This is a genomic window from Microbacterium sp. M3 (assembly GCF_033548675.1).
In the GTDB taxonomy this organism is placed as follows: Bacteria; Actinomycetota; Actinomycetes; order Actinomycetales; family Microbacteriaceae; genus Microbacterium; species Microbacterium arthrosphaerae.
Genome location: NZ_JAWTZT010000002.1, coordinates 785,337 through 806,712, shown reverse-complemented (window position 1 = coordinate 806,712; position 21,376 = coordinate 785,337). Strand labels below are relative to the sequence as shown.

19 protein-coding genes and 1 tRNA gene are annotated in these 21,376 nt (G+C 70.8%); 12 read left to right on the top strand and 8 right to left on the bottom strand.

Annotation, left to right across the window (positions count from 1 at the left end):
• Positions 1–80 precede the first annotated feature (80 nt).
• The 4 genes from R8Z57_RS09095 to serA all read left to right on the top strand — a co-directional run bounded on the left by R8Z57_RS09095 (position 81) and on the right by serA (position 3,726).
• Positions 81–935, top strand: a complete 855-nt coding sequence (locus R8Z57_RS09095; RefSeq protein WP_318353430.1) for a peptidoglycan-binding protein — start codon at positions 81–83, stop codon at positions 933–935.
• A gap of 74 nt (positions 936–1,009) precedes the next feature.
• Positions 1,010–1,603 carry a DNA polymerase III subunit gamma/tau gene (locus R8Z57_RS09090; RefSeq protein ID WP_318353429.1) on the top strand — a complete coding sequence of 198 codons (594 nt, stop codon included), beginning with the start codon at positions 1,010–1,012 and terminating at the stop codon, positions 1,601–1,603.
• Entirely contained in the window at positions 1,600–1,974 is a 375-nt protein-coding gene (locus R8Z57_RS09085; RefSeq protein ID WP_318353428.1) for a bacitracin resistance protein, read from the top strand. The genes R8Z57_RS09090 and R8Z57_RS09085 overlap by 4 nt, the downstream gene beginning before the upstream one ends.
• 147 nt (positions 1,975–2,121) lie before the next feature.
• Positions 2,122–3,726, top strand: coding sequence for a phosphoglycerate dehydrogenase (gene serA / locus R8Z57_RS09080; protein WP_318353427.1), 1,605 nt, complete (start codon positions 2,122–2,124; stop codon positions 3,724–3,726).
• Positions 3,727–3,756: 30 nt separating this feature from the next.
• On the opposite strand, the gene R8Z57_RS09075 is transcribed toward serA, so the two are convergent.
• The gene (locus tag R8Z57_RS09075) at positions 3,757–4,302 is read right to left on the bottom strand and encodes a TetR/AcrR family transcriptional regulator (protein ID WP_318353426.1); all 546 of its coding nucleotides are present in this window, start codon (positions 4,300–4,302) and stop codon (positions 3,757–3,759) included.
• A gap of 63 nt (positions 4,303–4,365) precedes the next feature.
• Here R8Z57_RS09075 and R8Z57_RS09070 point away from each other — a divergent pair, with 63 nt between their 5' ends.
• The 5 genes from R8Z57_RS09070 to R8Z57_RS09050 all read left to right on the top strand — a co-directional run bounded on the left by R8Z57_RS09070 (position 4,366) and on the right by R8Z57_RS09050 (position 10,413).
• A complete protein-coding gene (locus R8Z57_RS09070) occupies positions 4,366–5,907 on the top strand; it encodes an MFS transporter (protein WP_318353425.1) in 1,542 nt (513 codons plus the stop codon).
• A gap of 7 nt (positions 5,908–5,914) precedes the next feature.
• Positions 5,915–6,967, top strand: coding sequence for a 3-isopropylmalate dehydrogenase (locus R8Z57_RS09065; protein ID WP_318353424.1), 1,053 nt, complete (start codon positions 5,915–5,917; stop codon positions 6,965–6,967).
• Positions 6,968–7,030: 63 nt separating this feature from the next.
• Positions 7,031–8,137, top strand: coding sequence for a branched-chain amino acid aminotransferase (locus R8Z57_RS09060; protein WP_318353423.1), 1,107 nt, complete (start codon positions 7,031–7,033; stop codon positions 8,135–8,137).
• 217 nt (positions 8,138–8,354) lie between these two features.
• Positions 8,355–9,122 carry a fumarylacetoacetate hydrolase family protein gene (locus tag R8Z57_RS09055; protein ID WP_318353422.1) on the top strand — a complete coding sequence of 256 codons (768 nt, stop codon included), beginning with the start codon at positions 8,355–8,357 and terminating at the stop codon, positions 9,120–9,122.
• Positions 9,115–10,413, top strand: coding sequence for an MFS transporter (locus R8Z57_RS09050; protein WP_318353421.1), 1,299 nt, complete (start codon positions 9,115–9,117; stop codon positions 10,411–10,413). The genes R8Z57_RS09055 and R8Z57_RS09050 overlap by 8 nt, the downstream gene beginning before the upstream one ends.
• Positions 10,414–10,428: 15 nt before the next feature.
• Here R8Z57_RS09050 and R8Z57_RS09045 read toward each other — a convergent pair whose 3' ends face one another.
• From R8Z57_RS09045 to R8Z57_RS09030, 4 genes are all read right to left on the bottom strand, one after another.
• A complete protein-coding gene (locus tag R8Z57_RS09045) occupies positions 10,429–11,688 on the bottom strand; it encodes an alanine racemase (RefSeq protein ID WP_318353420.1) in 1,260 nt (419 codons plus the stop codon).
• Positions 11,688–12,074 (bottom strand): RidA family protein, encoded by a 387-nt coding sequence (locus tag R8Z57_RS09040; RefSeq protein WP_318353419.1) that lies wholly within the window; start codon positions 12,072–12,074, stop codon positions 11,688–11,690. The genes R8Z57_RS09045 and R8Z57_RS09040 overlap by 1 nt, the downstream gene beginning before the upstream one ends.
• Before the next feature lie 10 nt (positions 12,075–12,084).
• Positions 12,085–13,740 carry an N-acyl-D-amino-acid deacylase family protein gene (locus R8Z57_RS09035; RefSeq protein WP_318353418.1) on the bottom strand — a complete coding sequence of 552 codons (1,656 nt, stop codon included), beginning with the start codon at positions 13,738–13,740 and terminating at the stop codon, positions 12,085–12,087.
• Positions 13,741–13,818: 78 nt separating this feature from the next.
• Complete coding sequence (locus R8Z57_RS09030; RefSeq protein WP_318353417.1) at positions 13,819–14,880, bottom strand: aminotransferase class V-fold PLP-dependent enzyme; 1,062 nt, start codon at positions 14,878–14,880, stop codon at positions 13,819–13,821.
• Between the two features lie 81 nt (positions 14,881–14,961).
• Here R8Z57_RS09030 and R8Z57_RS09025 point away from each other — a divergent pair, with 81 nt between their 5' ends.
• The 3 genes from R8Z57_RS09025 to R8Z57_RS09015 all read left to right on the top strand — a co-directional run bounded on the left by R8Z57_RS09025 (position 14,962) and on the right by R8Z57_RS09015 (position 17,647).
• On the top strand, positions 14,962–15,936 hold the full coding sequence (locus R8Z57_RS09025) for a LysR family transcriptional regulator (RefSeq protein WP_318353416.1): 975 nt from the start codon (positions 14,962–14,964) through the stop codon (positions 15,934–15,936).
• Positions 15,937–15,976: 40 nt separating this feature from the next.
• The gene (gene gltX, locus R8Z57_RS09020; protein WP_318353415.1) at positions 15,977–17,506 is read left to right on the top strand and encodes a glutamate--tRNA ligase; all 1,530 of its coding nucleotides are present in this window, start codon (positions 15,977–15,979) and stop codon (positions 17,504–17,506) included.
• A 69-nt stretch (positions 17,507–17,575) separates the two neighbouring features.
• Positions 17,576–17,647, top strand: a tRNA-Gln gene (locus tag R8Z57_RS09015).
• A 497-nt stretch (positions 17,648–18,144) separates the two neighbouring features.
• On the opposite strand, the gene R8Z57_RS09010 is transcribed toward R8Z57_RS09015, so the two are convergent.
• The 3 genes from R8Z57_RS09010 to R8Z57_RS09000 all read right to left on the bottom strand — a co-directional run bounded on the left by R8Z57_RS09010 (position 18,145) and on the right by R8Z57_RS09000 (position 21,116).
• Positions 18,145–18,564, bottom strand: coding sequence for a DUF732 domain-containing protein (locus R8Z57_RS09010; protein ID WP_318353414.1), 420 nt, complete (start codon positions 18,562–18,564; stop codon positions 18,145–18,147).
• A 270-nt stretch (positions 18,565–18,834) separates the two neighbouring features.
• Positions 18,835–19,203, bottom strand: a complete 369-nt coding sequence (locus R8Z57_RS09005; protein WP_318353413.1) for a hypothetical protein — start codon at positions 19,201–19,203, stop codon at positions 18,835–18,837.
• 92 nt (positions 19,204–19,295) lie between these two features.
• On the bottom strand, positions 19,296–21,116 hold the full coding sequence (locus tag R8Z57_RS09000; RefSeq protein ID WP_318353412.1) for an alpha/beta hydrolase: 1,821 nt from the start codon (positions 21,114–21,116) through the stop codon (positions 19,296–19,298).
• Positions 21,117–21,376 lie beyond the last annotated feature (260 nt).

The following is a 21,376-nucleotide window of genomic DNA, read 5'->3' as shown; positions in this document are numbered from 1 at the left end:
TCACGCCGCGCCCTGCACGCCTCGGGAGCGGGTGGGGCCATCCCCGCGCACTGACCGAAACCACCTCGCAAGGAGCCGTCATGAACGTAGAACCGTGGACCACCGTCGGACAGGGATCGACGGGGGCCGTCGTCCCCGGCATCCAGTACCTCCTGCGTGCGCACGGTCACGCCGTCGCGGTGGACGGCGACTACGGTCCGCAGACGGCGGCCGCGGTCACCGCGTTCCAGACGGCACAGGGAGTGCCCGCCGACGGCATCGTCGGGCCCATCACCTGGCCGCGCCTGGTGATGGCGGTGCAGCAGGGATCCACGGGTGACGCCGTGCGCGCCGTGCAGCAGTTCGGACTGCAGCGGTCGCCGGGCGAGGACCCGCTCGCCGTCGACGGCAGCTTCGGCCCGATCACGAAGGAGCGGGTGGAGTTCTTCCAGGAGTCGTGGGGGCTCACGCTCGACGGCGTCGCGGGACGCGAGACCTGGTCGTTCCTCAGCACCTTCGTACCGGGCGTGCAGCCCTGGGCGCTGGTGAAGCAGGGCGCTTCGCAGGCGACGAACTGGCGCGTGCTCGCCGCGCAGCACCTGCTCCGCGCACACGGCGCCACGATCGCGGCGGACGGCGTGTTCGGTCCGCAGAGCGGGCAGGCGGTACGGGACTTCCAGCAGACCCTGCGCGCGGTGGAGATCTCGACGACGCTCGGCCAGCTCGACTGGCCGGGCCTGATCATCACGGTGCAGCAGGGCGACGGACCGGCGGGCGTCAAGGGCGAGGCGGTGCGGGCCGTGCAGACGCTCCTGGCCGACCTCGAGGTCGATGGCGACTTCGGTCCGCTGACCGCCGCGGCGGTGCGTGAGTTCCAGCAGGTGTTCCTCCCGCCCGCCGACGGCGTCGTCGGGCCCGAGACCTGGCACACGCTGATGGTCCGGCTGTTCGACTGAGCAGCCGGGGCGGGGAGCCGGCGGCGTGCCGGGCGGCTCCCCGGCCTGCCGGCCGGCGGCACTACGCTGGACGGGTGACACCCGGCCGCGACGACGACGCCCTCACCTGGGACGGCGACGACGACCCCACACTCGATCTGGGCGATTCCGCCGACACCCCCGACTCCGCCGAGGCTGGTCGGCGCGACGTGCCGGACCCCGACGCGACCCCCGACGCTGCCGCCGCGAACGCGACGCCCGCGCGGCTCCCGCAGGGCTTCACCGCCGTGGGCAAGGGCAGCGACACCGTGGGTTCCGAGCTGCCGGCGGCCGCGGCATCCGACGACAGTGCGAGCGACGCCGCTGCCGCGCACCGGGCCGCCGAGTCTGCGCCCATGGGCAACGGCACGCTCGTGGCGCTGGGCGTCTTGGGCGGGATCTACGCGCTGTACGCCGTCGGGTGGCTCATCGGCGGCCTGCGGCTGCAGGGGCGTGCCCAGTACCTCGTGCTGGACGTCATGTACCAGGGCAGCCTGTGGCTCGCCGTGCTCGCGCCCCTGCTGTGGTTCGCGACGACCCTGCTGCTCACCCGCCGCGCCCGTCCGTGGCTGCGCTTCGCCTGGCTCGCCGCCGGCGCCGTGCTGCTGCTCCCGTGGCCTTTCGTGATGATCGGGGCGGTCGGGCAATGAGCGAGCGAGGGACGGATGCCGTGGCAGCCGGTGCGAAGCGGGCGAAGACGCCCACCTGGCTCGTGGCCGCCATCTCGGGTGTCGTCGGGCTGTTCTACGCCTACGCGGTCTGGAACGCCATCGGCAACCTCGTCGCGACGCTCGGTGTCTTCGGCGACGCCGGGCTCACGCTGAACGCGCTCGGGTGGTTCATCTGGATCTTCGCCGCCGCGTTCCCGATCCTCGTCTGGGGAGCCGCGTTCGCGATCGGCCATCGGCGGGCGGCGCACGAGCTTCTGCTCGTCATGCTCACGGGCCTCGCCCTGGTCGCCGTGTTCTGGTTGAACGTCGTGGCCTACACGACGCTCAACTCCGCGTCCTTCCTCGGCTGAGGTCGCCGTGCCGCGCGGCGTCACACGGTCGGGGCGGCGGACGCGCGCGAGGTAGGCTGGCACAGGCCTCGCCCCCGACGGCGTGCGGCGCGGCATCCGGTCAGCCCTGCTCCGCGCGTTCCGCGCATGCCCCACGAAGGAACACCCGTGCCGAAGCCTGTCGTCCTCATCGCCGAAGAGCTCTCACCCGCCACGATCGATGCCCTGGGTCCCGACTTCGACGTTCGTCACGTCGACGGCACCGACCGTCCCGCGCTGCTGTCGGCGCTGGCCGACGCCCACGCGGTGCTCATCCGCTCGGCCACGAAGGTCGACGCCGAGGCCCTGGCCGCGGCCCCCGCGCTGAAGGTGGTGGCGCGCGCCGGCGTCGGACTCGACAACGTCGACATCAAGGCGGCGACGACCGCCGGCGTCATGGTCGTCAACGCCCCGACCTCGAACATCATCTCGGCCGCCGAGCTGACGGTGGGCCACATCCTGAGCCTCGCCCGCCGCATCCCGGCCGCGCACGCGTCGCTGGCGGGCGGCGCCTGGAAGCGCAGCTCGTACACGGGCACCGAGCTGTTCGAGAAGACCGTGGGCATCATCGGCCTCGGGCGCATCGGGGCGCTCATCGCCGCGCGCCTGCAGGCGTTCGGCGTGACCGTCGTCGCCTACGACCCGTACGTCACCCCGACGCGCGCGCAGCAGCTCGGCGTGCAGCTTCTCGAGCTCGACGACCTGCTCGCCCAGAGCGACTTCGTCACGATCCACATGCCGAAGACCCCCGAGACGACGGGGATGATCGGCGCCGAGCAGTTCCGCATCATGAAGAAGACGGCGTTCGTCGTCAACGTGGCCCGCGGCGGACTCATCGATGAGGCGGCGCTGTACACGGCCCTCACCGACGGCGAGATCGCCGGTGCCGGCCTCGACGTGTTCACGAGCGAGCCGCCCGCCGCCGACGGCACCGCCTTCCCGCTGCTGAGCCTGCCGAACGTCGTGGTCACTCCGCACCTCGGCGCCTCGACCGACGAGGCGCAGGAGAAGGCGGGTGTCTCGGTCGCCAAGTCGGTCAAGCTCGCCCTCGAGGGCGACCTCGTCCCCGACGCGGTGAACGTCGCGGGCGGCATCATCGACCCGTTCGTCCGCCCCGGCATCGCACTGGTCGAGAAGCTCGGGCAGTTCTTCACGGGCATCTCGCACAGCGCCCTCACGAGCCTCGACATCGAGGTGCGCGGCGAGCTCGCCGCCTACGACGTCAGCGTCTACCGCCTTGCGGCCCTCAAGGGCATCCTCGCCAACGTGGTCAGCGAGAACGTGTCGTACGTCAACGCGCCGCTGTTCGCCGAGCAGCGCGGCATCGAGACGCGGCTGATCGTCGAGGCCGAGAGCCCGCTCTACCGCAACATCACCATCCTCCGCGGCACGCTCGCCGACGGCTCGGTCCTGACGGTCGCCGGCACCCTGGCCGGCACCCGCATGGTGCCGAAGGTCGTGGGCATCAACGGGTACGAGATCGAGGTGCCGATCGAGCGTCACCACCTCGTCATGCGCTACGCCGACCGGCCGGGCATCGTGGCGATCTACGGTCAGAAGCTCGGCAGCGCCGGCATCAACATCGCGGGCCTCCAGGTCGCGCAGGCCGATGCGAGCGGCCGCGCCCTGTCGGTGCTCACGGTGGATTCGCCCGTTCCGGACGACCTCCTCGAAGACATGCGCGAGTCCGTCGGAGCCGACCTCTTCCGCCGCATCGAGCTCACCGAGGAGTGAGCCCGGCGCCCGCGCGCGACCGTCCGATGGTCAGTCGCGCGCGGCGCGCTCCACGAGGGCGACGAGGGCGTCCATCGCCGCGCCGCGCGGCACCGGCCCCGGGATCGCGCCGCCTGCGAGGGCGTTGTTGAAGTAGAGCCCGTCGCTCACGAGCATGACGAGGTCCAGCGCGGCCTCGTCCCTCGTGTCGTCGCGCAGGGCGTCGGCCCAGCGGTCGCGGATGCCGCGCAGCGCCTCGGACGCCGCGGGGCTGCCGCCCTGCGCCAGGCGCGAGACCGCGAGCACCGCACGGTCCAGCGGGTCGTTCTCCATCGCCGATGAGCGCAGGAAGTAGGCGATCGGCCCCTCGGGGGCCGCCGCCATCGCGGCCACATCCTCGTCGACGAGGTCGCGGAGCCGGGCGATCGCCGCCGACTCGAGCGCGTCCTTGGTGCCGAAGTGGTAGAGCAGGCCGCCCTTGGACACGCCTGCGGCCTTCGCGGTCGCGTCCATGGTGGCGGCGCGCTCGCCCTCTTCGACGAGGATCCGCTCGAAGGCGTCCAGCACCTTGTCGCGGGCGAGGGGAGGACGGCTCATGGGCTCGATGGTATCGACAGCGGTCGAGGCATCCTGTTACTATACCGGCTGGACGGTATAGAAATGATGACTCTCACTCAGGAAATCTCGCTCGCCGACGCGCAGGGACGCAAGGTCGGCTGGCGCGGATGGGCCGCGCTCGTCGTGCTCATGCTGCCCGTGCTGCTCGTCTCGGTCGACAACACGGTGCTCTCGTTCGCCCTGCCCGCCATCGCCCTCGAGCTCGGTCCCACGAGCGCCCAGCAGCTGTGGATCATCGACGCGTACCCGCTGGTGCTGGCGGGCCTCCTCGTCACGATGGGCACGCTCGGCGACCGGTTCGGCCGGCGGCGGATGCTGCTCATCGGCGCCACCGGCTTCGCCGCCGTGTCGGTGCTCGCGGCCTTCGCGCCGAGCGCCGCATGGCTCATCGCGGCCCGGGCGGGGATGGGTGTCTTCGGCGCGATGCTGATGCCGTCGACGCTGTCGCTGCTGCGCAGCATCTTCACCGACCGGGACCAGCGGCGGCTCGCGATCGCGGTGTGGGCGTCGATGTTCTCCGCCGGCGCGGCGCTAGGCCCCATCGTGGGCGGCCTGCTGCTCGAGCACTTCGCGTGGGGCTCGGTCTTCCTGATGTCGGTGCCGGTGCTCATTCCGCTGCTGGTGCTCGCTCCGCTGCTCGTGCCCGAGAGCCGCGACCCGAAGCCGGGTCGCATCGACCCGCTCAGCATCGCGCTGTCGATGGCGACGATGATCCCGATCGTCTACGGCATCAAGGAGCTCGCTGTGCACGGCTTCGTCGTCGCCGCGTGGCTGCCCATGCTGGTGGGGCTCGGGTTCGGCGTGCTGTTCGTGCGGCGGCAGCTGCGCGCCGCGTCGCCGATGCTCGACATGCGCCTGTTCCGGCAGGGCACGTTCAGCGGCGCGCTGCTGGTGAACCTGCTCAGTGTGATCGCCCTCGTCGGCTTCCTGTTCTTCGTCGCCCAGCACCTGCAGCTCATCGTCGGGCTCACGCCGATGCAGGCGGGGCTCGCGCTCGTGCCCGGGCTGGCGATGATGATCGCCGCAGGCCTCGCGGTCGTGCCGATCGCGAAGAAGTGGCCCGCCCGCGTGGTCGTTCCGACGGCGCTCGTCTTCTCGCTGGTGGGCTACGTCGCGGTGGCCTTCGCCACCGGCCCCGAGAGCGTCGCGGCGCTCGTCGCCGCCTTCATCTCGCTCGGGATCGGCATCGGCGCCGCCGAGACGGTCTCCAACGAGCTCGTGCTCGCCAGCGCGCCGCCGGCGAAGGCGGGTGCCGCGAGCGCCGTGTCCGAGACCGCGTACGAGCTCGGGGCGGTGCTCGGCACCACCGTGCTGGGCGGCATCCTCACGGCGCTCTACCGCACGAATCTCGTCATTCCGGAGGGGGTTCCGGATGCCGCGGCCGCCGCCGCGTCCGAGACCCTGGCCGGTGCGATGCACGCGGCCGACACGCTCGGCGGGGCCGCCGGCGCCGCGCTGGCAGACGCCGCGGCGATGGCCTTCGACGCCGGTGTGACGGTGACCGCGCTCATCGGCGCGGTACTCGTCGTCATCGCCGGGGTCATCGCGGCCACTACCCTGGGAGGGTCCCGCCAGAAGTCGTAGGAGCACCATGTCGCGTGTCGTGAAGCTGGCCGTCATCCCGGGTGACGGCATCGGTCCGGAGGTCATCGCCGAGGCGGAGAAGGTGCTGGATGCCGCGACCGCGGGCAGCGGCATCCGCTTCGAGAAGACCCGGTTCTCGCTGGGCGCCGCGCGGTACCTCGAGACCGGCGACACGCTGACGAGCGACGATTTGGATTCGATCAAGGCGCACGACGCGATCCTGCTCGGCGCCGTCGGGGGAGTGCCGGGCGACCCGCGGCTGAAGGACGCCAACATCGAGCGCGGTCTGCTGCTGAAGCTCCGCTTCGAGCTCGACCACTACGTGAACCTGCGCCCGTCGAAGCTGTACCCCGGAGTGCCGGGTCCGCTCGCCGAGCCCGGCGACATCGACTTCGTGGTCGTGCGCGAGGGCACCGAGGGGCCGTATGTCGGCAACGGCGGCTCGATCCGCACGGGCACGCCGCACGAGGTCGCGAACGAGACGTCGGTGAACACCGCCTTCGGCGTGGAGCGGGTGGTGCGCTACGCGTTCGACCTCGCCGAGCGTCGCTCGAAGAAGGTGACGCTGGTGCACAAGACGAACGTGCTCGTGCACGCCGGCGGCATCTGGAAGCGTCTGGTCGACGAGGTGGCCGCTGAGCACCCCGGCGTGGCCGTAGACTATCTGCACGTCGACGCGGCCACCATCTTCCTGGTCACGAACCCGGGCCGCTTCGATGTGATCGTCACCGACAACCTCTTCGGCGACATCCTCACGGACCTGGCCGGCGCCGTCACCGGTGGCATCGGTCTCGCCGCATCGGGCAACATCAACCCCGACGGCGCGTTCCCCTCGATGTTCGAGCCCGTGCACGGTTCGGCGCCCGACATCGCAGGTCAGCAGAAGGCCGACCCCACCGCCGCGATCCTCTCCACCGCGCTGCTGCTCGATCACCTCGGGCTGCGGGCGGAGTCCGAAGCCGTCACCCGTGCGGTCGAGGCGGACATCGCGGAGCGGGGCACGGCAGCCCGCACCACGGCGCAGATCGGCGACTCCATCGCCGCGCGACTCCAGGCGTAACCTGGAACCGGCAAGCGCCGCCACCAGGGAGCACGACGCTCCGCACGAAAGCACAGGCCCGTCATGACGATCATCGACACCGATCCCGACACCGGACTCGCCCCGCTGCAGTTCACCGTCAACCGCAACCTGCAGGCGAAGTCGGCCGAGCAGCGCGCCGAGATCCTCGCCAGCCCCGGCTTCGGCACCAGCTTCACCGACCACATGGTCGACATCTGCTGGTCGGTCGGGGGCGGCTGGCACCGCCCGCGCGTGCAGCCCTACGGGCCGCTCTCGCTCGACCCGGCCGCCGCGGTGCTGCACTACGGGCAGGAGATCTTCGAGGGCATCAAGGCCTACCGCCACGCGGACGGTTCGGTGCACACGTTCCGCCCCGACCAGAACGGACGCCGCCTGCAGCGGTCGGCCCGGCGCCTCGCGCTGCCCGAGCTGCCCGTGCCGTACTTCATCCAGTCCCTGCGCGAGCTCATCGCGGTCGACGGCGACTGGGTGCCCTCGGGCGACGACCAGAGCCTGTACCTGCGTCCCTTCATGTTCGCCAAGGAGGCGTTCCTCGGCGTGCGTCCGGCGCACAAGGTCGGCTACTACGTCATCGCCTCGCCCGCCGGCGCCTACTTCAAGGGCGGCGTGAAGCCGGTGTCGATCTGGCTGAGCGAGGACTACGCGCGCGCCGGCAAGGGCGGCACGGGTGCGGCCAAGACCGGCGGCAACTACGCCGCGTCGCTGCTGCCGCAGTCCGAGGCGTACGAGAACGAGTGCGACCAGGTCGTGTTCCTCGACCAGGACCGCAACGTCGAGGAGCTCGGCGGCATGAACGTCGTGTTCGTCTACAAGGACGGCACGATCGTCACTCCGCAGTCGGACTCGATCCTCGAGGGGATCACCCGCGACTCGATCCTCCAGCTCGCGATGGACCGAGGCCACAAGGTCGAGGGCCGCGCGGTCTCATTCGACGAGTGGCGCCGCGGCGTCGCCTCGGGCGACATCGTCGAGGTGTTCGCGTGCGGCACCGCCGCGGTGGTGACCCCCATCGGCCTGCTCAAGGGCAAGGACTTCGTCGACGAGCAGCCGATCGGCGAGCTCGCACTGTCGCTGCGCGAGGAGTTGACCGACATCCAGTACGGCCGCCGTGAAGACAAGCACGGCTGGCTGGTGCGCCTGGACGCCTGAGTCCTGTTCCGGATGCCCCGGCCACCGCACGCGCGGCGGCCGGGGCATCCGCATGTCGGCTTTTTGCACCTCACCTCGCGTTGCATGTCCCGATTTCGGTGGTTCCCGGTGCCGGGAAGCGACGTTTTCGGGACATGGAGGCGAGGAATCGGGACATGGTCGAAGGGCGGGCGGGATGCCGCGGACCGGCGTCGACGCCGGTGGCTAGGCTGAACGGGTGAGGATCGCGCGCTTCAGCCACAACGACGCCATCAGATTCGGGATCGTCGACGAGGGCGACCTCGTCGTCCTGGCCGGCGACCCGATGTTCGCCGGGTACGAGACCACGGGGGAGCGGGTGCCGCTCGCCGACGTGGCGCTGCTGGCGCCGGTGATCCCGCGCTCGAAGCTCGTCTGCGTCGGCCGCAACTATCGCGATCACGCCGCCGAGCTGGGCAATGACGTCCCCACGTCGCCGATGCTCTTCTTCAAGCCCAACACGTCGGTGATCGGCCCGGGCGACGCGGTGGTGCTGCCGCGCGGGTCGGACTTCATCAGCTTCGAGGGCGAGCTCGCCGCCGTGATCGGCCGCATCGCCAAGAACGTGCCGGCCGAGAACGCGCTCGACTACGTGTTCGGCTACACGATCGCCAACGACCTCACCGCTCGCGACTGGCAGAAGTCCGACGGGCAGTGGGCCCGCGCCAAGGGCTTCGACACGTCCTGCCCGCTGGGGCCGGCGATCGAGACCGACTTCGACGTGAACGGCCCGGCGGTCATCACGACCCGGCTGAACGGCGAGGTGCGTCAGCAGGGTCCGATCTCCGACATGATCTTCTCGCTCGCCGACGTCATCGCCTACGCCTCGGCGGCGTTCACCCTGCTGCCCGGCGACGTCGTGCTCACCGGCACCCCGGCAGGCGTCGGCCAGATCTCGGCCGGCGACACCGTGGAGGTCGAGATCACCGGGCTGGGCACCCTCCGCAACACCGCCCGCGATGCCTGAGACCGAGCCCGCCTCGCCGGCGCTCGCGCCGACGAGCGCCGAGATCGCGGCCGTCCAGCGGCGCACGGTCTGGGTCCTCTCGCTCGGGCAGGTGCTCGGCGGCCTCGCCTTCGGCGCGACGCTGTCGCTCGGGGCGGTGCTGGCGGCGGAGCTCTCCGGCGAGGAGACGTTCTCGGGGCTGGCCGCGGCCGCGGTGACGTTCGGCACCGCACTGACCGCCGTGCCCCTCGCCGCCGTCGCGCGGCGCCACGGCCGGCGGCGCTCCCTGACGACCGGAATGGCCGTCGCCCTCGCCGGCGTCGCCCTGGTCATCCTCGCCGTGGCGCTCGGCTGGTTCCCGCTGCTCCTCGCCGGGTTCTTCATCATCGGCGCCGGCCAGGCCGCGAACCTGCAGTCGCGGTTCGCCGCGGCCGATCTGGCGACGGATGCCTCGCGCGGCCGTGATCTGTCGATCGTGGTGTGGGCCACCACCGTCGGCGCGGTGCTGGGGCCCAACCTGACCGGTCCGGGCGAGGTCGTCGGCGGCGCGATCGGGATGCCGCCGCTCACGGGCCCGTACCTGTTCACGGTGGTCGCGCAGGCGCTCGCGATCGTGCTGTACCTCGTCGCGATGCGGCCCGACCCGCTGCTTCTCGCGCAGCGCGTGGTGGCCACCGCACCACCGGGGAGCCGGCCGATCGCGCGCGCCGACCGGCCGGTGGCGGCGCGCTACGCGATCTTCGCCGTCGCCGCCGCGCACGGGACGATGGTGTCGGTGATGGCGATGACGCCGGTGCACCTGACCCACCTCACCCATGCCGAGTCCGACGCCGCGACCCTGTCGATCATCGGGCTCACGATCAGCCTCCACATCGCCGGCATGTATCTGCTCGCGCCGGTGTTCGGCATCCTCGCCGACCGGATCGGGCGCGTCGCGACGATCCTCGTGGGGCAGGCGCTCCTCGCCGCCGCCCTGCTCACCGCCTCGTTCGGCGAGGCGTCCACCACGGCGGTCACGGTCGCGCTGGTGCTGCTCGGCCTCGGCTGGAGCGCCTCGACCGTGGCGGGGTCGACGCTTCTCACCGAGTCGTCCTCCGAAGAGCTGCGCACACGGCGCCAGGGCCTCAGCGACTTCACCATGAGCATCGTCGGCGGCATCGGCGCCATCGCCGCCGGCGCGGTGCTGGGCGCAATCGGCTACGACGGCCTCGCGCTCGTCGTCATGGCGCTGGTGGCGGCATCCGTCCTGCTGGCCCCGCTCGGCTGGCGGGCATCGCGTGCCCGCCCGGCGACCGACGCGCCAGGCGGCTGATCCGACCGCCGAGCGTCAGAACCTCGTCTCGATGAGGTCGGTCACGACGGCGCCGGAGAGGTCGTCGAACGAGTCCACGACCGGGATCAGCCGCCACTTGTCGAACATCGTGCAGGGGTGCGAGAGCCCGAACACGACGAGGTCGCCGGTGGCGAGCGGCGAACCGGGTTCCACGCGCACGAAGCCGTGCTGATCGCTGAGCTTGGTCATCGCGGCGCCGGGCAACGGCATCCGCTCGCCCGCGCCGTCGATCGCGAAGAGCGGTTCGGGAAGCCCTTCGTCGTAAGGGAAGTCGCGCTTGCCGGCGTCGACGATCGCGGTGTCGGCGTCCAGCCGCGAGACCACGCGCGCGAGGCCACGCGCGGCGGGGCGGAGGCCCGCCGCCTCGAACGGCGAGTTCTGCCGGTAGTAGCCGTGGTCGTGCACGACGTAGGCGCCCGAGCGCAGGACGAAGCGCGCGCGATCGCCGCGCGCCGCAGCCGCGGCGAAGGCCGTGCCCACGACGTCGGGGTACGCGCTGCCGCCCGCCGAGACCACGACGTCGCCGTCGTCGTAGAGCGAGGTGACGGCGGCGTGGACGGCGAGCAGCTCGTCGACGTACGACGCGGCCGAGGCGAGCGCCCCGGCGCCCCGGCCGTGGGCGACGGATCCTTCGTATCCCGTGACGCCGGCCAGCCGCACGCTCGCTGACGCGGCGGCTCGCCGCGCGAGGGCGACCGCGGCGTCGTGCGAGCGGGCGCCGGTGCGGCCGCCCGGGCGGCCGACGTCGACCAGCACCTCGAGCGGATGCACCGGTGACGGCCCCAGCGCACGCTCGATCGCCTCGATGCCCGCGACATCGTCGACCCAGCTCCACACCCGGACGCCGGAGGCGACGGCGCCGGCGGTCCAGCGGATCGCCTCCGGCTGGACGAGCTGATTCGCGAGCATCACCGAGGGGATGCCGGCGTCCACCGCGGTGCGCAGCTGCGAGGGCGTGGCGACCGTGATGCCGGTCGCGCCGGCGTCGAGCTGGCGCCACCACACCTGCGGGGCCATCGTGGTCTTGCCGTGCGGCATGAGCTCGAGGCCGCGGTCCGCACACCAGACCGCGAGGAAGGCGATGTTGTCGCGCAGCGCGCCGTCATCCAGCACGAGGAGCGGCGTCCAGAATTCGGAGAGCCGGGGAGATCGCGCCAGGAACGCGCCGACCGACAGCCCGTCCGCCTCGGCGGGCAGGCCCTTGTCGCGGGCGTCGAGCCCTCGATCGGCGATCCCGCGCGGCACGCTGCTCATCAGGCCTGCGGCAGCACCGCGACGACGTCGATCTCGACGAGGATGTCGTAGAGGTCCGAGCCGACCGTCGTGCGCACCGGGTACGGCTCGGCGAAGAACTCCGCGTAGGCGCGGTTGTACTCCGCGAAGTCGCGCTTGAGGTGCTGCAGGTGCGCGGTCACCTTGACGACGTCGTCGAACGACGCGCCCTTCGCCGCGAGCACGCTGCCGACGTTGCGCAGCACCTGCTGCGTCTGCTCGTACACGCCGCCCGCGACCACCTCGCCGGTGGCCGGGTCCTGCGGTCCGAAGCCCGCGGTGAAGAGCATGCCGGCGGCGGCGACGCCGTGGCTGTAGGGGCCTGCGGGCTTGGGAGCGTTGTCGAGGAGGATGGCCTGCTTGGTCATGGGGTTCCTTTCATCGGAGGTCGTGCGAGGTCGTATCGTCGGACCCGCGTGCCGGGTCTTCGAGCGCGAGGGCCGCCGGTGAACCGCTGCGGCGAAGGCCGCGTCCGGCCGAGACATCGGTGAGCGCACCGTCGGCCAGCACCCGGGCACCGTTGACGAACACGTCGTCGATGCCGACGGCGAGCGCCCGGGGGTCTTCATAGGTGGCGGCATCCGTCACCGTCCGCGGATCGATGATCGCGACATCCGCCGCCGCACCTGGACGCAGGATGCCGCGACCCGAGAGGCCGAACCGCGCTGCCGGTCGGGCGGCGAGGTGCACGGCGGCCTCCTCCCACGAGAAGGCACGGCCGACGTAGGTGCCGAGGAACCGTGCGAACGTGCCCCAGCCGCGGGGGTGCGGCACCTCGCCGATGTAGATGCCGTCGGAGCCGCCGGTGTGCCCGGCGTGCGCGAACAGGCGGGCGAGGTTGTCGACCGGTCGCTCGTCGCGCACCGCCATGACGGCGTTGACCGCCAGGCGACCTGCCACGAGGAGGTCGAGCGTCGCATCCTCGACGGTGTCGCCGCGGCGGCGGGCGATCTCGGCGAGCGTCATCCCGCAGGCCCACTCCCACTCGGGCGCGGGTGTGTGACCGATGCGGATCATCGACGGCCACTCCGGGCCGAGACTGGGCTTGCCTGCGACGGTGGGGAACCAGTCCGCCCGCAGGCGCGCGCGTTCGGCCGCATCCGAGAGGCGAGCGACCGCGTCGTCGACGTCGAGCGCGCTGTACTCCGGCGGAAGCACCGCCATGGCCACCAGCGTGCAGCCGCGCGTGTACGGATACATGTCGAAGGTGAGGTCGGCACCTGCTGCCGTCGCCTCGGCGAGCAGGCGCTCCGCGTCGGCGGCGTCGACGTGCAGGTGCGAGACATGGCCGCGCACGCCCGGGTGCACGTCGCCGCCGCCGCAGATCTCGACGACCTCGCGCAGCCCCGCCGCGGTATTGGCCTCGTAGCCGCCGCGCATGTGCGTGACGTAGAGCGCCCCCGCCACGGCGACCGGTGCGCACAGTGCCGTGAGCTCCGCGGTGTCGGCGAAGATGCCCGGCACGTAGTCGAGGCCGGTCGAGAGCCCGAGCGCACCCGCGGCGAGCCCGTTGCGGACGAGCTGCTGCATGCGGGCGAGCTGCGCGGCATCCGCTCGTCCGGGGTCCATGCCCATCACCTCGTGCCGGACGGTGCCCGCCGGGACGAGGTAGCCGACGTTCAGGGGTGTCGTGCCGTCGTAGGTGCGCAGCAGCTCGGCGACGCCCCCGCCGGCGAATGTCGGGTGCACCCCGTTGATCGCGGCGAAGTAGCGGGTCGCCCACACGCCGTCGCCGGGTGCGTACGACACACCGTCCTGACCGCCCACCACGGTGGTGACCCCCTGCCGCAGCAGAGCGAGCTGCACGTCGGGTCGGAAGACCGCGCCGTCCGCGTGCGCGTGGGCGTCGACGAATCCGGGCATGACGAGGCGGTCGCGACAGTCGACGACGGTGTCTCCGTCGCGAGCGGGCACCTCTCCGATGGCGCCCACGCGATCGCCGACGATCGCGAGGTCGGCCCGGCGTCCCGGAGCACCGGTCCCGTCGATCACCGTGCCGCCGCGCAGCACCGTGCGATGCGGGTGAGCGCTCATGGGGCCTCCGTCGGCGCGCGCCGGGCGCGCGCGTCAGCAGTCTACGCAGTGCCGTCGCGGGGTCGCGGGCTGCGGTGCTCAGCGTCCCAGTGCCGCGAGCGCTCCGCCTACGTCGTCGCCGTCGTTGAAGACATGGAATGCGACCCGTGCCCGTCCGGCTCGTCCCGAGGCGACGATGCCCGCGGCGGTGAGACGTGCGAGATCACGGCCCTCCGGATCCGCCCATGTCACGATCGCCGACGCCCGGTCGGGCGAGGGGAGGCCGAGACCGGCGCGGAAGGCGGCCGCGAGACCGGTGGTGTGGGCGTGGAGCTCGTGCGGCTCGAGTGCCGCGAACAGCGCCAGCGCGGGTGCGGCGCCCGTGAACGCCTGCCAGGCGGGCGACACGTCGAACCGCCGCGCATCGGCTGCGAGATCGACATCGGTGCCGTAGCACGACGCCCAGGGGTCGTCGCCGGCGTACCATCCCGCGTGCAGCGGCGTCATGCGTGAGGCGATGCGTTCCGACAGCGCCAGGAACGACGCGCCGCGCGGCGCGCACAGCCACTTGTACGCGTGGCAGACGACGGCATCGAAGACGGATGCCTCGACCGGCAGCCATCCGACCGCCTGGGTCGCGTCGCACAGGGTGAGGGCATCGTGCTGCGCAGCCGCAGCGGCGATCGCGTGCGCATCGGCCACCTCGCCGGTCGCGGACTGCACGAGCGAGAAGGCGATCAGCGCTGTCTGCGTCCCCACGTGCGCGGCGAGTTCCCGAAGAGGGGCGGTGCGGACGCGGATGCCGCGCCCGGTGTGGAGGAACGGCAGCACCACCGACGAGAACTCGCCCTCGGGCACCAGCACCTCGGCGCCTTCGGGCAGCGCCGTCGCGACGAGGGCTGCCGACGGCGATACCTGGGACCCGATGGCGACGCGCCCGGTCCCGACGCCGACGAGCGATGCGAACAGCGCGCGCGATCTCTCCGCCGCAGCGCTGTAGCCGGCGACGTCGGGGCGTCCCGCCCACGCCGTGTCGAGGTCGGCGAGCAGCGCCTCCCGCGTGGCACGGGAGGGGATACCCACCGTGCACGCCGCGAGGTAGCCGCGGCCGCCGGCGAACTCGGCCTGAGCAGCGGCGACGGGGGAGAGCGGTGTCGACATGCGTCCAGCATGCGCCGGGCGACACTGCGCGTCTACGGCAGCTGTTCCATGAAACCCATAACGCAGGATTATGCTTTGCTCGTGACACAGGTGCTCGAGGACGAAGCGGCCTTCGACGCGCGCGAACTGCGTCTCGTGAAGGCCATCGCCGACGCCGGTTCCATCACTGCGGCCGCGCTCGCGCTCGGCTACAGTCAGCCCGCCGTCAGCCAGCAGCTCAAGCGTCTCGAGCAGCGTCTCGGCGTGCCGGTCGTCGAGCGGGTGGGGCGGAGCGTACGCCTGACCGACGCCGGACGCATCCTCGCGCGGCACGCGTCCGCGGTGACGACCGCGTTGGATGCCGCAGCCGGCGAACTGGCCGAGCTGCGCGGCCTGCGGGCGGCGCGGGTGCGCCTCATGGCGTTCCCGTCCGCGTCTCCGACCGTGGTGCCGAAGCTCCTGGCCGACCTGGCGGAGCGGCATCCCGGGATCTCGCTCACCTATGTGGAGGCCGAGCCTCCCGAGGCGGTGGAGGCGGTGCGCGAGGACCGCGCCGACATCGCCCTCACGTTCAGCTATCCCGGCGACCGCGATGACCCGCACGGGTCGAGTGCGCGCGGGCTCGCGGTGCAGTCGGTGGGCACGGACGAGCTGCTGGCCGTGCTGCCGGCCGGGCATCCGGCGGCCGCAGCGACGGCGCTCGAGGTCGCCGCGCTGGCCGATGACGACTGGATCGCCGGCTGCCCCCGCTGCCGCGGGCACCTGCTCGAGCTCTGCGGGCGGGCAGGCTTCGCCCCGCGCATCGCCTTCGAGACCGACAACTTCGTCGCCGTCGAGGGGCTCGTCGCGCAGGGCATCGGCGTCGCGACGCTGCCGCGGATGGCGGTCGAGTCGTTCCCGCAGCTGCCGGGGATCGCCGTCGTCCCGCTGCCGGCGGGGGAGCAGCGCACCCTGCACACCGTCACCGCCCGCGGCGCCGACCGCGTGCCGGCCGTGCGCGCGACTCTCGCCACGCTGACCCGCCTGCTGGCTGCATCCGTCGACGGACGCCGGGGCGCGGCATCCGCTCGTCCGTGACGCCGGCCGCCCCGGGCGCGGCCGGATAAACTCGGGAGCGATGTCTTCTTCGCCTGATCCCCGCACCACGACCGCCACGGGCGCCGACGTGCGCGTCCGCTTCTGCCCTTCGCCGACCGGCCTTCCGCACGTCGGGCTCATCCGCACGGTGCTGTTCAACTGGGCCTACGCACGGCACAACGGCGGCAAGCTGGTGTTCCGCATCGAAGACACCGACGCGGCGCGCGACAGCGAAGAGAGCTATCTGCAGCTGCTCGATGCGCTGAAGTGGCTGAAGATCGACTGGGACGAGGGCGTCGAGGTGGGCGGCCCGCACGCTCCCTACCGGCAGTCGCAGCGGCATCACATCTATCGCGAGGTGCTCGACAAGCTCGTCGCAGCCGGGGCCGTCTACGAGAGCTACTCGACGGCCGAAGAGATCGACGCCCGCAACGAGGCCAACGGCCGCGCGAAGCAGCTCGGCTACGACAACTTCGACCGCGACCTCACCGACGAGCAGAAGGCGGCCTTCCGTGCGGAGGGCCGTGAGCCCGCGTGGCGCCTGCGGGTGCCCGACGAGGACCTCACCTACGTCGACCTCATCCGCGGCGAGGTGACGTTCCCGGCCGGATCGTTCCCGGACTTCGTGCTCGTGCGCGCGGGCGGCGTGCCTCTGTATCCGTTCGTGAACCCGGTCGACGACGCGCTGATGGGCATCACGCACGTGATCCGCGGCGAAGACCTGATGCCCTCGACCGCGCGCCAGCTCGCGCTCTACTCGGCGCTCGTCGACGCGGGCGTGACCACGTTCATCCCGCGGTTCGCGCACATGCCGCTGGTGCTCGGCGAGGAGGGCAACAAGAAGCTCTCCAAGCGCGACCCCAAGGCAGACCTGTTCCTGCAGCGCGACAAGGGCTTCATCCACGAGGGCCTGCTGAACTACCTCGCGCTGCTCGGCTGGTCAATCGGCCCCGATCGCGACGTCTTCTCGCTCGGCGAGCTGGTCGCCGCGTTCGACATCGCCGACGTGAACCCCAATCCGGCGCGCTTCGACCAGAAGAAGGCCGAGTCGATCAACGGCGACCACATCCGGATGCTGCGCCCCGACGACTTCGCCGCGCGCCTGGTTCCCTACCTCGCGGCCGCGGGAGTCGTCGACGAGGCGCCCACGCCTGCGCAGGAGGCGCTGCTGGCGGCGGCCGCACCGCTCGTGCAGGAGCGGATGCAGCTGCTCGGCGACGCGCCGGGCCTGCTCGGCTTCCTCTTCGCCGACACCGTGACGTACCAGGACGACGCCCTGGCCTCGCTGCCGGCGAACGCGAACGAGGTGCTGGTCGCCTCCGTCGGCGCGCTCGAGGTCGTGCCCGAGACCGAGTTCACCGCCGCGGCCGTGCAGGACGCGCTGGCGGGCGCCCTGATCTCGCCGCTCGAAGAGGGCGGCCTCGGCCTCAAGCCCCGCGTGGCCTACGGCCCGCTGCGCGTGGCGCTGAGCGGCCGGCGCGTCTCGCCGCCGCTCTTCGAGTCGATGGAGCTGCTCGGCAAGTCCGAGTCGATCCGCCGGCTCGGCGCGCTCGTCGACGCGCGCGGGTGACGCCCCGGTTTGGAGCACGTCCCGGCGTCGCGTAGACTCTATCCTCGGCACGGCTTCGGCTGACAGCCTTGGGGTATGGTGTAATTGGCAACACGGCTGATTCTGGTTCAGTTGTTCTTGGTTCGAGTCCAGGTACCCCAGCAGTGAATTTCGCAGGATTCCGCATCTGAATCCACCCTCGTTTCGAGGCGTCTCCACCGGTCTAACCGGGTGCGGGGCCAGAAACGGGACCAAATACTCATCCGCTCGTCTGCGGCCGGGATTGGTGTCCCGGTTTCCCCGCTCCGGAGGCATCCCGTACGGGTCGCCACGGACGACACCGGCGCACCTGACGTGCATGGACACATCTGGAGTCGCACCGCCGGACTTCAAGACGCAGGCGGAGATCGCCGACATCATCAAGGTGCCGGAGCGCACGCTCGAGGACTGGCGCCTCAACCACCTCGGCCCGCCGTACATGAAGCTCGGCCACGGCCCGCAGCGCGCGTCGGTGCTCAGAAGTGCGAGGATTCTGAGCGCGACACGCCGCTTTCGAACTGTCCGTCCCCGCGTGCGCAGAATCGGTCGATTTCGCAAACGTCGCCTCACCGACCAGAGAGGTGTCCCGGCCACGCTCAGACTTCAATCGTCCCCTGCAGTCAGCCCAAGTCGAGCTCTGTGGAGTATTCAGGGCAGAGATTTGAGACGGCAGCATAGATGAGGACCAGCGAATCGGTCGGGTCATCGCCGAACGCGTCGGCAGCAGTCGCCATCGACTCGACCACCTCTCTTCCCGTTGCGCCATCACGGAAGAACGTGCACACGGTGTAGCCGCCCGCGATTAGCTCCTGCTCACCCACTTCGTTGAAGGTCATCGGGGCTTCGCGCCTCATGAAGTCGAGGAACGCGTCTTCCGAGGTCACGGGTTCAGGTTGCGGTGCCGTGGTCGCCGGTTCAGGCGCAACGGGTTCCTGAGGTTCGGCCGGTCCAGGCTGTACCGGCGTTCCGATGTTCACGGTGCATCCCGTGAGCAACCCCACGACGAGCGCCAGACCCACGACCGTCACGAAGGGCTTCATGTCGAAAGCGTATCGCCCACACTCTCCGACGCGTGCCGTGCCCGTAGAAGTGGTAGTCGCGCCGGGAGCAGCGCCTCCCGCACGCCGGCCGGCGCGGGAGACTTCCGGCGAGCTCTCGCCGGCAATGAGCATGCTTCCTGTGCACCGCCGCCGCCTTCAGAGCGCGGCTACTGCTGTCGGAATCGGGCTCGTGGTGCGCGACGAGATATCGCGCGAGGCGTTCGACGCACTGACAGCGCTCAATCGGCTTCGACCGCTTGCCGTAGAGACTCAGGGCTCGGGCACGCCGCATCGAGAGATAGCGCGAATGCTGACAAACGGCGCCTCGTCCTCTGCGTTGGTCGTCACGTCGATGAGCACGTCCGGTGCCGCGCTGGGTCGCAGGCGAATTACCGGGAAACTGACGTCAATCACGTTGGTCTCGATGGTGAAGTCGTCGCCGAGCTCGCCCGGCAGTGCGTCAATGTACGCCTGGCCGTCGAAGCCTGCGGGCATCTCGATGTCCCACAATCCGGTGAAGAACTCTCCCTCGCCGCCTTCGAGCTTGCAAGCGAACGGTTCGCCTGAGCGGTCGTTGAGGGGCGCGTCGGCGGGGAGCGTGTCTCGAATGAGTTGCATCGCCTCCTCCGTTTCCGCCACCACTTCTTCGTAGGTCGGTGGGGACGGCGGGGGAGAGCACGCCGAAAGCCCGAGTGCCAGTCCGAACAGGCCAACAAGCCCGAATGCCCGTCTCACTTTGCTGCTCCCGCAAGCTCGCGCAGCTTCAGGGCCACGTCGTTGAGCACGATGCCGTTCACGCTCTCGTCGGCGCTGATTATCCCGTTGTGCTGTTCGAGGCCGCCGGTCCCCGCGCCGACGACAACGCCGCCAGGACCAAACAGCACATGCGGCCATAGGTCGGGCACCCCGAAGTTAGTGGGCCGCTCTTCGAAACCGTTGGCGGCGTGAGGCGAGACCGCGTACCCGAGGCCGCCAGCTTGTACCTCATCCAGGTAGCGGTTGATGTCTCCAGGGCCCTGGGCCGCAAAGTATTTCGTTCCCAGCTGCTTCTCCCAGCCCTCGGTCATCCCAATCCCTGCCAACGTATAGCGGGCATCGAAATGGGCCCCGTTCGACTCGGCGACACCGGCGACGCCCGAGCCGAATGAGTGCTCGACTGACATGACGGGGGTGCTGGGAGCGATGACGTCGAGTTCCCTCGAGAAGCCCGCGTAGCGGCGGCCGAGCACCTCGGCATAGGCGTTGTACTGCGGGCCGCTCGCCAGCACGTCGAGGTTCGGGAACGCTCCCTGCATCACGACGAAGCCGGCCACATTCACGTCGCGCTCCGCATTCTGAACTTCCCAGTGCGTAAACGGTGTGATTCCGAATTTACGGTCGTAGAAGCTCTCCATCGACGTGTTCGTGCCAGGCATGAAGCTGAGCACGACGTCGGCCTTGTCAACGTCGCCGAACATCTCGATAACCTGACCACGGTCACGGTCGTAGAGATAGAGCTGAACCTCGCCGTCCGCCACGCGCTGAAGGTATTTGAGCTCGGTCTTAAGCTCCGCCCTACGCTGTATGTAGTCGGCAAGTGCACCTTCGTGCGCGTACGGCTGATTCTCGTCGTAGTCGCGCACCTCGAGCCGGTCGAGCTCCGACTGCAGCTTGCTCAGTCGCTGCATCGCGGTCTCCCGGTTCGCACTCACTCGCACGGACGCCGGCAACCCACCAAGCGCACCGACCAGGGCAGGCATACCCATGACGAGCGCACTGCGGACCGCGTCGTCCTCGATACCCGCCCACCAATCGCTCACCGCGTCCGGCGCGGGAGGATGCAAGCGAAGGAGGTCTGCCCATTCAGGGTGCTGCGCGAGCAGTTCGCGGACGGCAGCAGGGTCATTGAGGAGAGACAGCTGGTTGAGCGCGGAGATTGCCAGCTTCGTCGTGAATTGCTCCTGTCGCTCGCCCCACGTCATCCCGGAAGCGAGAGCGGCGGTGCGCGTCATGAGCGGACCGAGCCCGACAGGCTCTCCGATGGCCCGGAGGTCGCGTGCGGCGTCGGCGATTACTTGGTCGAGCGTCCCTTGGATGAAGTCCCGTAGGTCTATCAGGAGGGCGTTGCGCTGGAAATGGCCCTCGCCCCACTGGCGGTCGATTGTGTCGTAGCCGTATAGCAACACGGATTGCTCGCTCGCAGCGTTCAGACCTGCCTCATCCCAGCGATAGTTGAGCACCTCCGCCCGAAGCTCCTCGACGTCAGCTCGCAGGGCGTCGATGTGCTGTGCAACCTCGGTCAGGTCGTCCGCCAGCCTTCCCAGGATGGTGGCTGCGGAGCCGAGACCATCCTCAAAGTCTGTGCACGCCTCGCCGACAACTGCCATCTTGTACACGGCGTCAGTGCACTCCGGCGTGTCGTACGACGCAGGCAACCCGTTCCAAGCCGACACCGTCTGTGTGCCGAGCTCCGTGGTCTGCCTGGCGGCGGCGCGCAGCGAGATGGCTGCGCCGGCGAGTGCCGCGGCGTCGATGGTGAGCGTAGGGAGGCTCTGCAGGGTGATGAGGCTCAAACGGGCCTCATTCGGAACAGGAACACCTCGGGCACCGCTGCCTCGCTTGCGGCCGAGTTGGCCGCCATCTTCATGTCGGCTTCGGCGTACTCAAGCGTGGTCTGCTGCACTGTGGCGACCAGCTCGCCGCCCCGAGCGACCGCCGCGAGACCGGTTTGTCGCCGCGTATCGGTCGCGTCGGCCAGTGCGCGGGAAACTTCTGACTCGCCGGCGATTGCGGCGAGGGCAACGTCGAGCGCCGTGGCCGCAGCCGTCCAGCT